Genomic DNA, 14,135 nt, shown 5'->3' on the forward strand with positions numbered 1-14,135 from the left:
ATTTTACAGTGCCATATTTTGAAGTTTAGGTTCTACTAAACACACGAAAACTCAAATAGACTACCTAAAAACTCTCTATAAAAAAGACATGTTGTTACAACATAGTATTTCTGTACATTTCCTTTTGCCTATTTGTTGGTCGAACAGATTCTGCGGCATATACAAGCTATGTGGTGCTTGCTAATCTGCTGAAAAATTTGTGTATATGTACAGTACTTGTAGATCTAATGGCGAAGAAAAGAACCAGTTCGAAAAATGTTTTTACTCAACTTTTAGGGCAAAACGGTTTAAAAATTGTTTTAGGCTTAGTTGCATCGGGAAGTTTTGTGATTGCTTTTGGGCAAGAAAAAATTAGCCAGTGGATTTCATTGCCGTCATCATCATCTTCAAGTTCTGTTTGTGCAGAACAATTTTATAAAGATATTCCGCCATTCATCGCCAAAGAAGCGCTGAGTAAAAATACATATCCATTATGTTTTAATGGTTTTAATGTGATGTATTCAGGTGTATCTAAAACACCGCTTTGGGTTGCAGAAGCCCTTACGCCACAGCGTTTAAGCCAAAAAATTCCGCGGAAAGATAGTTTTCATGAAGAGTTAAAAGTTCCTTCAGCGTATCGTGCGACTTTGGCGGACTATAGAGCTTCGGGCTATGACCGTGGACACATGGCGCCTAATGCAGATATGCCAACAAAAGCGGCACAAGCAGATAGTTTTTCTTTAGCGAACATGGTGCCTCAATCACCTAAAAATAATCAGCAAGTTTGGCGAGAGTTAGAAGAGGCGACACGTGCAATTGTAACGAAGCAAAAGCATGATGTTTATGTGGTAACTGGGCCAACGTTTACGGGCAAGAAATTAAAAACGATTGGTGATAATAAGGTTATTGTTCCAACTTCCGTTTTTAAGGCAATTTATATTCCTAAAACAGGTGCAATTGGGGCGTATTACGCGCCAAATGATAATTCTCTAAAGGTAAAAGTAGTCAGCATTTGCTATTTAGAAGAACAGTTGGGTATGAATATTTTCCCTCAATTGACCGAGGAACAAAAACGAAATATCTATAAATTACCTTTAAATGCAAACTCGGTGAAAGTTCATCAAGAAATTCCATATGGAAACTGGGATGCAGAAAGCCAATGTGCTGAGGATGTATCAAAGGATCAATTACTTGCACTTCAAAAGAAATTTAAGACGGATGGTTTATCTCAAAGCTCAAATAATTCTGAATCTAGCCAATCTGGCATGGATCAGAGTACGCTTGATGCGATTGTGAAACAGCTTGTAGAAGCATTATTACAGTATATTTTACAGTTGCTAAGATAAGTTTGAACGCCTATTATTTTGCATGAGATGATTTAAATTTATGCTTATAACAAAAAATAGAGTGAAATAAATATGTTCAAAGCTTTTGAAAATGGCACAGAATCACATGCAATTCATGATCTTACAATTGAAAATGATGTAGATCGTGTGAATATTTATGGCAATTTACAGATTACAAAAGATCAAGCAGGGCTAAAGGCTGCACTTGCTTTACAAGCCGTTATGAATCAACTTGTGCAACAGCTACAAAGTGAAAGTGATTTACCTGAACATATTCAAAATAAAGAGAGTGATGAAATAGAAAACCCATTTTTATAAAGAATTTAGGTGGTGTTTCAAAAAGTATGCTGAAAAAAAACAGGTTGGCTTTTGATAAAATAGTGAGATGCAAATAACACTAGAAATCAAATGTCCAACCTGTCGAAGTGACAGTATAAAGAAAAATGGCTTCAAACTAAATGGTAAGCAAAACTATCAATAGATCTCTTGCGAAAGTTAATTTAAGAGCATCCAATTCACCATTCCAGCAATTAAATTCATTCTTAGACCAAAGCGTTTCCGTCTATTTCTATAGCGTTCTGTTAATATCCGAAAATGTTTAAGTTTGCCGTTGATATGTTCAATTGTGATCCTACGCCGACTGATTTCTTGGTTGATCTGTTTTGCTATTTGGGGTAATGATAAATTCTTAGGTTTCTTGATTGGAATGAGTAACTTACTCTTAATCTGATGAAATCCTTTATAGGCTAAATCTGCCATGATACAAGGATAAATGACCATCTCCTTCAAATACTTACGCGCAATCGTCAGATCGTGTTTTCTGCCATCTTCAATCTGTATACTTACAATTTGCTTTAATTTTGGGTTAAAAATGACCTGTGTTTTTAGCGTATGTTTCTTCTTTTTACCGCTATAGAATTTTCTTTGTTTTTTTGGGACGCTCAATCTGTGACTCAGTGACATCAACGATTACATAATCCTCCTCACTAAACTTTTGACTCCTTTTAGGCAATGCGAAAATCCGTGATTGAATCAGAGCATTTTCAACTTTCTGAATCGTACGATTCACATTACTTTCAGCTAGGTTATAGTCGGCGGATAACTCAATTTGAGTTCTATAACAGCGTAAGTAATTTAAAGTTAACAACAATTGATCCTCTAAACACAACGAATGAGGTCTTCCAGATTTTTTCTTGGCAAGTTCAGCATGTTGTAACACTGATACCATTTTTAAGAATAATGGACGAGGAACTCCAACAAGTCGTTTAAATTCCCCATCATTAAATCTAGTTAAATTTTCATATTTCATGGGACTAGTATAAACAATTTTTTACTTTCGCAAGAGGTCTAATGTAAAAACTGCAAGCGTCAGTTTATTGGGGATCATGCTCTTAGTTACCGAGGTTGTCATTCTGGTATAACAAATAAAATACTCCACCTGATGGTTAGAGGGGGTGGTATAAGAGATATTGCAGAAACCGAGCGTGTCAGCATAGGTAAGGTTTTACGAACATTAAGTAAATCCACTTATAAAATTCGCCCTAAGCAAAATTATTATGAATCTATTGAGGTTGATGAGTTTTGGACTTTTGTAGGAAATAAAAAGAATAAACAATGGCTTATTTACGCATACCATAGAGAAACAGGTGAAATTGTTGCTTATGTTTGGGGTAAACGAGATCTGGCGACAGTCCAACGATTGAAGGCAAAGTTAAAGCAATTAGGTGTTCACTACACCCGAATTTCAAGTGATCACTGGGATAGTTTTGTGACTGCCTTTAAAAACTGTAAGCAAAGTATTGGTAAGTTTTTTACTGTAGGTATTGAAGGAAATAATTGTAAAATAAGGCATCGAATTAGACGTAGTTTTAGGAAAAGTTGTAATTTTTCGAAAAAGCTTGAAAACCATTTTAAAGCCTTCGACTTAACCTTCTTTTATATCAATAATGGCTTCATTTAATTTCAGCATACTTTTGGAAACACCACCCATTTATTTTCTCCAGCAATTTATTTTTATTGCTTTTTAGAGGTTAAAACATTTGTATGTATTTATTGTTGCAAGCGCACTTTAGCCTTTTTTTTGATCATTTTCAAATATATCGCTTATAAAGCCTTTATTTTTAGGTATTTTAGTGCGGTTTAAAGTGATTTATTTTTTAATGTTTAATAAAAAAGAGTGCACTTAAGGCACTCTTTTTTATATTAATAATTTAAATTTTACAGACGCATTTCAATACCTTGTTCTGCAAGATATTTTTTTGCTTCAGGAATGGTATGTTGACCAAAATGGAAGATAGAAGCAGCAAGAACCGCATCTGCACCACCTTTTAAAATACCATCTGCTAAATGTTGTAAGTTACCTACACCACCAGATGCAATAGTCGGAATAGTGACACGGTCATTAATTTGGCGCATTAACTCAAGGTCATATCCTGCTTTTGTACCATCGGCATCCATAGAGGTAACAAGTAATTCACCTGCACCAAATTCAGCCATTTTTACAGCCCAATCAATAGCATCAATTCCAGTTTCTTTGCGTCCGCCATGAGTAAAAATTTCCCACTTATTATCGCCAGTTTTTTTAGCATCAATAGCTACAACAATACATTGTGCACCAAAACGTTGAGATGCTTCTTGAACAAATTCTGGGTTATAAATAGCAGCAGAGTTAATACTTACTTTGTCTGCACCAGCATTTAGAAGTAAGCGAATATCTTCGACCTTACGAACCCCACCACCAACGGTAAGAGGAACGAATACAGATTCAGCCATACGTTCAACTGTTCTGTATGTTGTATCACGACCATTTGAGGTTGCTGTAATGTCTAAAAAGGTAATTTCATCTGCACCTTGTTCGTTATAACGACGTGCAACTTCAACTGGATCACCTGCATCACGAATATCTAAAAATTGAACACCTTTAACAACGCGACCATTATCGACATCTAGGCAAGGGATAATACGTTTAGCAAGCATAATTTTTTCCAATAATTACAGCATATTACGAAACAGACCTACGGTTGGTGCTACACCTTGGTAGATGGACAATGTATTCTATCAAAAATATGTAAGTTTTTTCGCAGGTTTTCTATGTCGGTTTATACCACTTTGACTTTAACGGAAGTTCAGGACTTCTCTTCACCTTATGGATTAGAGGTGATTGATCTGATTCCAATTCAAGGAGGTATTCAAAATACAAACTATTTTTTAGTCACAAAAGATGGATCTCAGTTTGTACTCACAGTGTTTGAAGAAATGGATGAACATGGCGCAGGTGAACTTGTGCCTGTACTTGAGCATTTAGGAAAAGCAGGTTTAGCTGTGCCTGTTCCTTTAAATCACTCAGGAAAGTCTATTCATAGCCTTAAGAATAAACCTGCACAAATTGCTCCACGTATGATGGGAGAACATCCCATGCCATCGACCATTGAGCAAGTAAAACAAATTGCAATTGCACAAGCAAAAATGCATGTTGCTTTAAAAGATTTTCCTTTAGAGCGTGCAGAATATAGAGATCAGGCTTATTGGGCAAAGGTAACGCAAGAGCTAAAACCAAATTTAGATGTTGCCGATAAAATATTATTGGGCGAATTATTAGGTTTATATGAAGCGTTAACAGCAGCTTATCCAAACCGTCCAAAAGGTTTTATTCATTCAGATTTATTCCGTGATAACACCTTATTTGAAGGCGACCAACTTAAAGGTATTTTAGATTTCTATGAACTCAATAAAGATGAATTGTTATTTGATATAGCAATTACTTTAAATGATTTCTGTACAGAATATCCTGATGTGCATTTAAACGAAGATAAAGCAGTTGCGTTCCTAACAGCTTATGAAACAGTTCGCCCTTTAACTGAAGATGAACGTGCTTGTCTTGAAATATATTTGGCAATGGCAGCAGGTCGTTTTTGGATGATGCGTTTGCAAGTGGCACAAAAAAATGCTGCTGAAGGACGTACAGGTGATGATATTTTGCAAAAAAATCCTTTAGAAATGCGTAATATGCTAATCGAAAGATTGAAGTTTGTTACAGCTTAAAAGGAAAAGTAAAAATGCGCGATCAAGGTCGATTAGTTGAATGGTTTGATGATAAAGGTTATGGATTTATTCAACCAAATGATTCAAATAAAGGTCGTGTGTTTTTACACATAAAAGATTTTGCACGGCAAGGCCCACGTCCAATCGTGGGTTGTGCATTAGATTATCAAGTTATTTTAGATGAAAAAGGGCGTTATAAAGCGCAAAAAGTTGTGTATTTAAAAGCAGCTCAAACGGTTAAATCAAAAAAATCATTATCTGCATCTAATGTCGTAAAAATGAATAAAAAGATGCAACCAATGCAAATTCTATGTATCGCATATATTTTGTTATTGGCTTTGTTAACCTTAACAGGTCTTTTGGCTGGACTTTACTTATTATTTATTAGTTTAATGAACGTAGCGACTTATTGGTTTTATATGCAGGACAAAGAAGCAGCACAGTTAAATAAACAACGTATTCCTGAAAATTCATTGCACATTTTAGCTTTTTTAGGTGGTTGGCCAGCAGCATGGCTTGCTCAACAACGCCTGAGACATAAAACACAAAAACAACCATTTAGAACGATTTATTTTTGTACTATAGCATTTAACATTCTTTTAATTTTATGGTTGGTCTCACCTTTAAATAGCCTTTCTATTTAATGAGGCCTAATTTTTAGAGGGTATAAAATGACTTATTCAATAGATAAAGATTCAAACCGTACACTCACTATTGCTTTATATATTCTTTACATTGTCGCGATTTTTTCGGCTGGTATTTTGGCAATTGTTGCTTTAATTATTAATTATATTAAGCGTGATGCAGTTAAAGGCTCGATTTTTGAAAGTCATTTCACATGGCAAATTCGTAGTTTTTGGTGGTATTTGATTTGGAATATTATCGCTTTCATTCCATTTATATTTTTATTTTTTACGGGTGAAAACCCGAATGCATTTGTAGGTGTTGCGTTTGGTGCATCTGCTTTTTGTGTTTCTATTATTGTACTTGCATGGATTTGGATTGTTTATCGTGCAATTCTTGGCTTAATTCGTGTAAACGATAATAAGCCAATGTATCAATCTTAAATTTCAAATTTATGCGTAAAAAAGAGCTTAATTAAGCTCTTTTTTTGTATTTATTTTTTAAGTTTTTTCTTTAAAAAGTCAGGTTTTAATTCACTTAATACAACACCTAATACCACTAATGTACCTCCAATAAGCGCAAGAAATGGAAGTCTTTCACCTGCAATTCGACCAATAAACGCTGCCCAAACAGGTTCGCCTGCATAAATAATTGCAGCTTGAGATGAATCTACAGATTGTTGCGCCCAATTCATAACAAGTTGAATACATGCACTTGCACATCCTAAGCCAACTAAAATAACAACAAGCATCCAATTAAAAGCAGGTAAACCACTCTCACCTAAAATTGGACTGATAATAAAGCAGAATAAAGATGCAAAAATGAGCTGTAAAACGGTCACTCGTCTAACATTTACTTTTCCTGCGAAATATCCAATAAAAATAATTTCTAGCGCAATTGCTATAGAGCCGATAATCGTAATAATTTGCCCGAAATGTAGCTGAATTTGTCCAAAACCATTTCCTGTTAAGAAAACTAATCCGACAAAGGCAAATAGACAGCCAATCCATGTCATTAAATATGGTTTTTTACGAAAGATGAGCCACATAAAAATAGGAACTAAGGGAACATATAACGCTGTAAGAAAGGCAGATTCACTGCTACTAATGGTTTGTAAGCCAATCGTTTGAGTGCCATAACCAATTGCAATAACAGCACCAATGACAGCACCTGCAAATACTTCATGGCTATTGAAATCTTTTAGATATTTCCAAGAAAGTAGGCTTACCGCAATTGCTGCCGCAGCAAAGCGAAGCGCCACAAACATAATGGGGCTACTAAAATTTAAACCGTACTGAACAGTAATAAAACTTCCACCCCAAATGAACGTAATCAAAATGAGTGAAAGTTGTGGTGCTTTAGATTTAATCCAAGCCGGTGATAGTGAAGCCATGAAATTAGGTAAAAATCTTATAATTGATGAAATTAAAAAAAGAGGTCAAAAGACCTCTTTTTTATAAAAAGGGTTAATTACACTTGATCTAAAAGTGCTTGTGCTTCACGAAGATTTAGCGTGTTTTCGTAAATTGCACGACCTGTAATTGCACCTAAAATGCCAGGTTGACCTTTCAAGTTACGAACATCATCTAGGTTTGTTACGCCACCAGAAGCAATTACTGGTAAACCTGAATATGTAGCGAGATTTACAGTTTGTTCAATGTTAACACCTTGCATCATGCCATCACGTGCAATATCTGTATAAACAATGCTAGAAACGCCAGCATCTGCAAAGCGTTTAGCTAAGTCTGTTGCTTTAACATCGGTTACATTTGCCCAGCCGTCAGTTGCAACCATGCCATTCATTGCATCAATACCAACAATGATATGACCTGCGAATTTTTTACATGCTTCTTCAACAAATGATGGGTCTTGAACCGCTTTCGTGCCAATAATCACATAAGATACACCAGCATCTAAATAATGCTCGATTGTTTCTAAAGAACGAATACCACCGCCAATTTGAATTGGAAGTTCAGGTTGAGCTTTACAAATTGCTTCAACAACAGGCTTATGAATAGGCGTACCTGCGAAAGCACCGTTCAGGTCAACTAAATGCAAGCGACGTGCGCCTTCATTTACCCAATGCTGTGCAGTTGCTACTGGATTATCAGAAAATACAGTATCGTCTTCCATACGACCTTGTTTTAAACGGACACATTTGCCATCTTTCAGGTCAATTGCAGGAATGATTAGCATGCTTTCGCTCCAAGCCAAATCTTGATGAATTTAATGGTGACAATCTTAACAAAGTATTGGCAATTCTCTAAGCATCTGATGATGGTTTTATTTTAATCGGGCGTATTCGGAGCTTTAAACTCGTATTTGGAATGTCTTTTGGTAATAAACCTAAACGTAAAAGTTCTTCAAATACTAAAACTGCACCGTAAGCATCTGCTGCTGCATAAGAAATTTGTTGTGGGCTTAATTCTTTTCTTGCCCAATTTGAGGTGCTTATTTTTTTAGATTTTTGAAAATGTAGGTTAAATAGTATCGCAATTGCATTTTTTAGCCCGACTTGATTTTTATATCCAAATGAAGAAAAGCATTTAGATAATTCAATAACGCTATTGAGTTCTATTCCTTTTTTTCTAAATAGATGAGCATCATTTTTTAATCCAAAACCCACTTTAATTTGGTCACGACTGCTAAAAATAGGCGCTAAAAATTCTAAAATTTCATTATTTACTTGGAATAAATAGGCTTTTTCTAATGTGGCTAATTGAATAAGGTGAGGGCCTGTTTGAGTTTCACCTTTGTTAAAAGTGGGTTTAGATTCTGAATCGAAGCCGAATAATGCGGTGCTATAAAGTTCTTCTTGTAATGCTAAACATTGATCGAGTGTTTTTAGCACAATAATTTGATTTGACGATAAGTTTTTAAATAAAGGAAGCTTTGAAATTTCTTCTTTTGATAATAAAGCAGGTTGTTGCACTTCCATATAATTTCAAATTTAAATCAATAATTTTTGAGATTAAAAGATTTTGAATGTTTAAGCAAAAATAAAGCCCACCGAAGTGAGCTTTTTTGAATTCTTTCGAAAAAATTAGATTTTCCATTCCACAAAGTTTTTCAACAGTTGTAAACCTGCTGTATGACTTTTTTCAGGGTGGAATTGCGTTGCAAACAAGTTTTCTTTATGAATAGCAGTGCAGAACTCAAGACCATAATCGCATGTTGCAGCAACAATAGATGTATCTTGTAGTTCTACATAGAAACTATGTACAAAGTAAAAACGCGCATCTTGCTCAATGTCTTTCCACATAGGGTGGCTTGGGTCAGCTTGATGAACTTGGTTCCAACCCATATGCGGTACTTTTAAACCATCAACATCGGGGAAGCGTTTTACTGCACCTTCAAAAATACCGAGTGCATCTGCACCGCCATTTTCTTCAGAATATTGCATTAACGCTTGCATACCTACGCAAATTGCTAATACAGGCTTATTGAATACTGCATTGCGTACAACTTCATCAATACCAGCTTCATGCATACCTTGCATACAGTCACGCATTGCACCCACACCAGGGAAAACAATTTTGTCTGCTTGTGCAATTAACTTTGGATCATTTGTCACATCAACAGTTGCGCCAACATGTTCTAATGCTTTTGCTGCTGAGTGAAGATTCCCCATGCCATAATCAAGAAGGGCAATACGGGTCATTACAAAGTACCTTTAGTTGAAGCAACAGTGTTTTCAGCACGTGGATCTACTTCACATGCCATACGAAGTGCGCGAGCAAATGCTTTAAATACGCTTTCGATTTGGTGATGGCTGTTTTTGCCTTTTAAATTGTCGATGTGAACAGTCATTAAAGAGTGGTTCACAAAGCCAATAAAGAATTCAGAGAATAAATCTACGTCGAAAGTACCAATACGTGCACGTGTAAATGGAACATCCATCCATAAACCCGGACGACCTGATAAATCTACAACAACACGACTTAAAGCTTCATCAAGTGGCGCATAAAAATGACCGTAGCGTTTCAGGCCTTTTTTGTCGCCTAACGCTTGTGCAAATGCTTGACCAAGTGTGATACCACAGTCTTCTACAGTGTGATGATCATCAATTTCAAGATCGCCATCACAATGAATATCGATATCAAATAAGCCATGTCGCTTGATTTGATCGATCATATGATCTAAAAAGGGAACACCTGTATTGAGGGTGCCTTGACCCGTACCATCAAGATTTACACGAACACGAATTTTAGTTTCGTTAGTATTTCTTACTACTTCACTGATACGTTGCGTCATAAACACGTTCCTCAAAAAACGTTGAAATGATTGATATAAAATGTTTTTAGCGGTAACTAAATACCGCATATTAGATTGCTCAGGAGGGTTAATCAATGCCTATTAACGTACATGCCAAAACTTCTATCGAAAATGATGAAGTCCGTACTCAGCTTGAGCGACTGTATGACACTAGCCCAGAGTTTGCAGATGGGAAAGATGCGACAGCACAACTTGAACAAAACTTGCAACAGTATACCTTACTTTACATCGCAGAATTTAATACAAAAATTATTGGAGCGGTTTGGTGTACAGGACAGGCTGAAACTCGAACAATTGAAAATATTGTTATTCATTCTGCAAACCGAGGTCGTGGTGTAGCAGAAAGATTGGTAAGCGAAGTGTGCAGAATGGAAGAAGAGAAAGGTGTGACCACTTTTATTCCGGGATGTGGTGCAATTCGTCGTTGCTTAGAAGGCTTAAATAAGCTTTAAAGCACGAGTTTATGACTCAATAATTGTTTGTAAAACAAGCTAAATTCCAATTATTACGTTAAATATGATTTAAAAGTGAACATTTGATTCAATGTCAGAGAAAGTATCTTGACGTGCTCACCGAGAAACTGTTTAATGTGCGTCATCGGCGTGATAGCTCAGTAGGTAGAGCAACGGATTGAAAATCCGTGTGTCCCCAGTTCGATCCTGGGTCTCGCCACCATATTCAAACGTGAAAACGTTTTAAAAAATCTCTAACAATTGTTGGAGATTTTTTTTGTGCAAAAAAAAAGCATTCAAATAAAAAAGTTAGGAATTATATTGACTATTATCTCGAGATACGGCTTAATACACCGCATCGGCGTGATAGCTCAGTAGGTAGAGCAACGGATTGAAAATCCGTGTGTCCCCAGTTCGATCCTGGGTCTCGCCACCATATTCAAAAAACCCCAAACATTGTTTGGGGTTTTTTATTGCTTAAAATTTATATCAAGCATTGTTTTGCCGTGAAAAGTTGCTAAATTAAAATTTCAAATAACATGAATATTTAAATTAAAAATGAAAGATTTATTTTCAAGCCAAAGTCAGTTGTATCAAAAGGCACGTCCAAATTATCCGCAAAGTGTTATCAATGAAATATTAAAACATGTTGAACATAAAGAGCTTGCTTGGGATTGTGGAGCAGGTTCAGGACAATTTACCCAATTATTAAGTCCATATTTCTCAAATGTGATTGCAACTGATTTAAGTCAACAACAATTAGATCAAGCACCTGTATTAAGCAATGTGCAGTATTTGGCGCAACCTGCTGAAGAAAATGATTTTCCATCTGCATATTTCGATTTAATTACCGTTGCACAAGCTATTCATTGGTTTAACTTTGATATTTTTTATAAAGAAGTAAAGCGTGTTCTAAAACCAAATGGTGTTTTTGCTGTGGTTGGTTATGGATTGTTAGAAATTAAAGATGTGCGAGTTAACGATTTAGTTCAAAAACTGTATTACCAAACTTTAAAAGATTATTGGGATGTTGAACGTAAATCTATCGATGAAGAATATTTAACAATTCCATTTCCTTTTCAAGAAATTGATGCGCCTAAATTAAGCATGGAATATTCTTGGTCGGCAGCGCAATTACTCGATTATTTAAATACATGGTCTGCTATTAAACATTATAAAAAGAAAAATGAAGATGATCCTCTTGCTAGATTAAAAATGGCGCTAACAGAGCAGGACGTATCTTATAAAATAGAGTTTCCTATTTTATTAAGAATAGGGCGTTAAAATTTCTAAAGATATTCAATCTGAAATAAGGCGTTTTCCGAAACAAACAACTTCATCCTCTTCATATCCAAGTTGTTCTGCAAAGCTTTGTATGTCGATATTGTCCTTTCGAACAAGTAATTGTAGTTTTGGGCAACCAAGTGCGATTAAACGCTTTTCTAGCTGCTGTATAAGCGCTGTAGCGATGCCATTGCGCTGAACATGAGGATCAACCGCTAAATAGTTTAACCAGCCTCTATGACCATCGTAACCGCCCATAAGCGTGGCGATAAGTTCGTTATCTTTTACTGCGACTAAAAATAAATCATCCTTTTGAGCAACTTTTCTGAATATATCAATTTCAGGACTATTCCAAGGGCGTGTTAAATCACAAATTTCCCAAAGTGAAATAATATCGTCTAAATCTGTTTCTGCAAATTGTCTGATAATAAACATATTTGTTTAAAAGTGACCGAATAAGGATAGTTTGAGATTAGTTAAAATTGTATGAATAGTAAACAGTACTTATCCAAATTTTAAGAAATAAAAAAACGCCCTAAAGGGCGTTTTTCATATGTTAAAACGAATGTTTTAACAAATTATTTCGCTTCTACAAGCATTTTACCTTGCTCTTCGAAGTTAGAGTGCCAAGATAATGCTTCACGAAGGATGTGAGGAGTTTGACCGCCTTTTTCACATGCACGAGTGAAGTAGTCATTCAATGCATCGCGGTACATTGGGTGAGCACAGTTATCGATAATTGCGCGAGCACGTTCACGAGGCGCTAAACCACGTAAATCTGCAAGACCTTGTTCAGTTACAAGTACATCTACGTCGTGCTCTGCATGGTCAATATGAGATGCGAACGGAACGATAGAAGAAATGTCGCCACCTTTAGCAATAGATTTGGTTACGAAAATCGCCATGTGTGCATTACGTGCGAAGTCGCCTGAACCACCAATACCGTTCATCATTTTAGTACCACAAACGTGAGTAGAGTTTACGTTGCCGTAAATATCGAACTCAAGCGCAGTGTTGATACCAATAATACCTAAACGACGTACAAGTTCAGGGTGGTTAGAAATTTCTTGTGGACGAAGAACAAGTTTGTCTTTGTACGCTTCAATGTTGCCAAATACTTTTTCGCCATACTTTTCAGAAAGCGTAATTGAAGAGCCTGAAGCAAAGATCATTTTACCTGCATCAATTAATTCGAAAGTACAGTCTTGTAGTACTTCAGAATACATGATTAGGTTTTCGAAATTAGAATCTTTAAGACCTGTTAATACTGCGTTTGCAATAGAACCAATACCTGCTTGTAATGGACCTAAGCTTCTTGGAAGACGACCTTCAGAAACTTCTTTTTCAAAGAATGCGATTAAGTGATCTGCAATACCTTGAGTCTCATCATCTGGTTCAGTTACTGTAGATGGAGAGTCATGTAATTCGCTGTTAATTACGATACCAACAATTTTAGAAGGATCCACTTTAATTGCGCTAGTACCAATACGTTGATCTACTTCAGTTAGTGGAATAGCACCACGTGTAGGACGCATAGGTGGAATGTAGATATCGTGTAAGCCTTCAAAAGCAGGGCTTAAGTTGGTGTTGATTTCTACAATAACTTGATCAGCAAATTCAACGAAGCTTGCAGAGTTACCTACAGAAGTTGTTGGAATGATGCCGCCATCTTCAGTAATTGCAACTGCTTCAATAATTGCAAGTTCAGTTTTTTTCAACTGACCATTACGCATTTGCTCAACAGTTTCAGACAAATGCTGATCGATAAACATTACTTCGCCTTTGTTGATGGCTTTACGTAAAGTGTTATCTACTTGGAATGGTAAGCGACGTGCAAGAACGCCAGTTTCAGTTAACTTTTTGTCTAAATCATTACCAAGACTTGCGCCAGTAATTAAAGTGATTTTTAAAGGATTATTTTTTGCTTGTTCTACTAAAGCTAAAGGAACTGCTTTTGCTTCCCCTGCGCGAGTAAAGCCACTCATGCCTACTGTCATACCATCTTTGATAAACTTGGCAGCTTCTTCAGCACTGATTACTTTGTTATGTAGACTTGCTAAACGGATACGATCTAAAGACATGGATTACTCTCGTTAAAATCTTGAACTGATACGGATTGTACCGTTCAAAAAGC

16 protein-coding genes, 2 tRNA genes and 2 pseudogenes are annotated in these 14,135 nt (G+C 36.0%); 11 read left to right on the forward strand and 9 right to left on the reverse strand.

The features are described 5' to 3' along the window. Positions 1 to 227: 227 nt before the first annotated feature. The 3 genes and pseudogenes from MZO21_RS00910 to MZO21_RS00920 all read left to right on the forward strand — a co-directional run. Positions 228 to 1,325, forward strand: a complete 1,098-nt coding sequence (locus MZO21_RS00910; protein WP_154773768.1) for a DNA/RNA non-specific endonuclease — start codon at positions 228 to 230, stop codon at positions 1,323 to 1,325. A gap of 72 nt (positions 1,326 to 1,397) precedes the next feature. Next, positions 1,398 to 1,643, forward strand: a complete 246-nt coding sequence (locus MZO21_RS00915; RefSeq protein ID WP_154773767.1) for a hypothetical protein — start codon at positions 1,398 to 1,400, stop codon at positions 1,641 to 1,643. A 67-nt stretch (positions 1,644 to 1,710) separates the two neighbouring features. Beyond that, positions 1,711 to 1,803, forward strand: a pseudogene (locus MZO21_RS00920) (transposase-like zinc-binding domain-containing protein); the annotation flags it as partial. Positions 1,804 to 1,820: 17 nt separating this feature from the next. Here the strand turns inward: MZO21_RS00920 and MZO21_RS00925 are convergent. After that, a protein-coding gene (locus MZO21_RS00925) for an IS5 family transposase (RefSeq protein ID WP_432613351.1) occupies positions 1,821 to 2,634 on the reverse strand; the annotation gives its coding sequence in 2 pieces (ribosomal slippage) (positions 1,821 to 2,253 and positions 2,252 to 2,634; 816 coding nt in all). A 42-nt stretch (positions 2,635 to 2,676) separates the two neighbouring features. Between MZO21_RS00925 and MZO21_RS00930 the strand changes: the two are divergent. After that, positions 2,677 to 3,285: pseudogene (locus tag MZO21_RS00930) on the forward strand (IS1 family transposase); the annotation flags it as partial. A gap of 257 nt (positions 3,286 to 3,542) precedes the next feature. On the opposite strand, the gene hisF reads toward MZO21_RS00930, so the two are convergent. Continuing rightward, complete coding sequence (hisF, locus tag MZO21_RS00935; protein ID WP_154772270.1) at positions 3,543 to 4,301, reverse strand: imidazole glycerol phosphate synthase subunit HisF; 759 nt, start codon at positions 4,299 to 4,301, stop codon at positions 3,543 to 3,545. Between the two features lie 114 nt (positions 4,302 to 4,415). Between hisF and MZO21_RS00940 the strand changes: the two genes are divergently transcribed. From MZO21_RS00940 to MZO21_RS00950, 3 genes are read left to right on the forward strand one after another with little or no spacing between them, the layout of a single operon-like run. Next, positions 4,416 to 5,366: a homoserine kinase gene (locus MZO21_RS00940; protein WP_154772269.1), complete on the forward strand. Its 951-nt coding sequence runs from the start codon at positions 4,416 to 4,418 to the stop codon at positions 5,364 to 5,366. A gap of 14 nt (positions 5,367 to 5,380) precedes the next feature. Next, complete coding sequence (locus MZO21_RS00945; RefSeq protein ID WP_248101141.1) at positions 5,381 to 6,010, forward strand: DUF1294 domain-containing protein; 630 nt, start codon at positions 5,381 to 5,383, stop codon at positions 6,008 to 6,010. A 27-nt stretch (positions 6,011 to 6,037) separates the two neighbouring features. Continuing rightward, the gene (locus MZO21_RS00950) at positions 6,038 to 6,433 is read left to right on the forward strand and encodes a DUF4870 family protein (protein ID WP_154772267.1); all 396 of its coding nucleotides are present in this window, start codon (positions 6,038 to 6,040) and stop codon (positions 6,431 to 6,433) included. Positions 6,434 to 6,483: 50 nt separating this feature from the next. Here MZO21_RS00950 and MZO21_RS00955 read toward each other — a convergent pair whose 3' ends face one another. The 5 genes from MZO21_RS00955 to hisB form a co-directional block, all read right to left on the reverse strand. Continuing rightward, on the reverse strand, positions 6,484 to 7,383 hold the full coding sequence (locus MZO21_RS00955) for a DMT family transporter (RefSeq protein ID WP_154772266.1): 900 nt from the start codon (positions 7,381 to 7,383) through the stop codon (positions 6,484 to 6,486). A 77-nt stretch (positions 7,384 to 7,460) separates the two neighbouring features. Beyond that, a complete protein-coding gene (hisA, locus tag MZO21_RS00960; protein WP_154772265.1) occupies positions 7,461 to 8,186 on the reverse strand; it encodes a 1-(5-phosphoribosyl)-5-[(5-phosphoribosylamino)methylideneamino]imidazole-4-carboxamide isomerase in 726 nt (241 codons plus the stop codon). 67 nt (positions 8,187 to 8,253) lie between these two features. Next, entirely contained in the window at positions 8,254 to 8,928 is a 675-nt protein-coding gene (locus MZO21_RS00965; protein WP_154772264.1) for a 3'-5' exonuclease, read from the reverse strand. Between the two features lie 105 nt (positions 8,929 to 9,033). Then, positions 9,034 to 9,651, reverse strand: a complete 618-nt coding sequence (gene hisH / locus MZO21_RS00970; protein ID WP_248101144.1) for an imidazole glycerol phosphate synthase subunit HisH — start codon at positions 9,649 to 9,651, stop codon at positions 9,034 to 9,036. After that, positions 9,651 to 10,244, reverse strand: a complete 594-nt coding sequence (gene hisB, locus MZO21_RS00975; protein ID WP_154772262.1) for an imidazoleglycerol-phosphate dehydratase HisB — start codon at positions 10,242 to 10,244, stop codon at positions 9,651 to 9,653. The genes hisH and hisB overlap by 1 nt, the downstream gene beginning before the upstream one ends. A 95-nt stretch (positions 10,245 to 10,339) precedes the next feature. Here hisB and MZO21_RS00980 point away from each other — a divergent pair, with 95 nt between their 5' ends. The 4 genes from MZO21_RS00980 (at position 10,340) to MZO21_RS00995 (ending at position 12,001) form a co-directional block, all read left to right on the forward strand. Continuing rightward, positions 10,340 to 10,717, forward strand: a complete 378-nt coding sequence (locus MZO21_RS00980) for a GNAT family N-acetyltransferase (RefSeq protein ID WP_154772261.1) — start codon at positions 10,340 to 10,342, stop codon at positions 10,715 to 10,717. Between the two features lie 147 nt (positions 10,718 to 10,864). Then, a tRNA-Phe gene (locus MZO21_RS00985) sits at positions 10,865 to 10,940 on the forward strand. 137 nt (positions 10,941 to 11,077) lie between these two features. Continuing rightward, positions 11,078 to 11,153: transfer RNA gene (locus MZO21_RS00990), tRNA-Phe, on the forward strand. Positions 11,154 to 11,275: 122 nt separating this feature from the next. Further along, entirely contained in the window at positions 11,276 to 12,001 is a 726-nt protein-coding gene (locus MZO21_RS00995; RefSeq protein WP_154772260.1) for a class I SAM-dependent methyltransferase, read from the forward strand. 15 nt (positions 12,002 to 12,016) lie between these two features. On the opposite strand, the gene MZO21_RS01000 is transcribed toward MZO21_RS00995, so the two are convergent. Then, the gene (locus MZO21_RS01000; protein WP_154772259.1) at positions 12,017 to 12,436 is read right to left on the reverse strand and encodes a GNAT family acetyltransferase; all 420 of its coding nucleotides are present in this window, start codon (positions 12,434 to 12,436) and stop codon (positions 12,017 to 12,019) included. A gap of 143 nt (positions 12,437 to 12,579) precedes the next feature. Beyond that, entirely contained in the window at positions 12,580 to 14,082 is a 1,503-nt protein-coding gene (locus tag MZO21_RS01005; protein ID WP_154772258.1) for an acetyl-CoA hydrolase/transferase family protein, read from the reverse strand. Positions 14,083 to 14,135 lie beyond the last annotated feature (53 nt).

The sequence above is a fragment of the Acinetobacter portensis genome, from assembly GCF_023158935.1.
Taxonomy (GTDB): Bacteria; Pseudomonadota; Gammaproteobacteria; order Pseudomonadales; family Moraxellaceae; genus Acinetobacter; species Acinetobacter faecalis.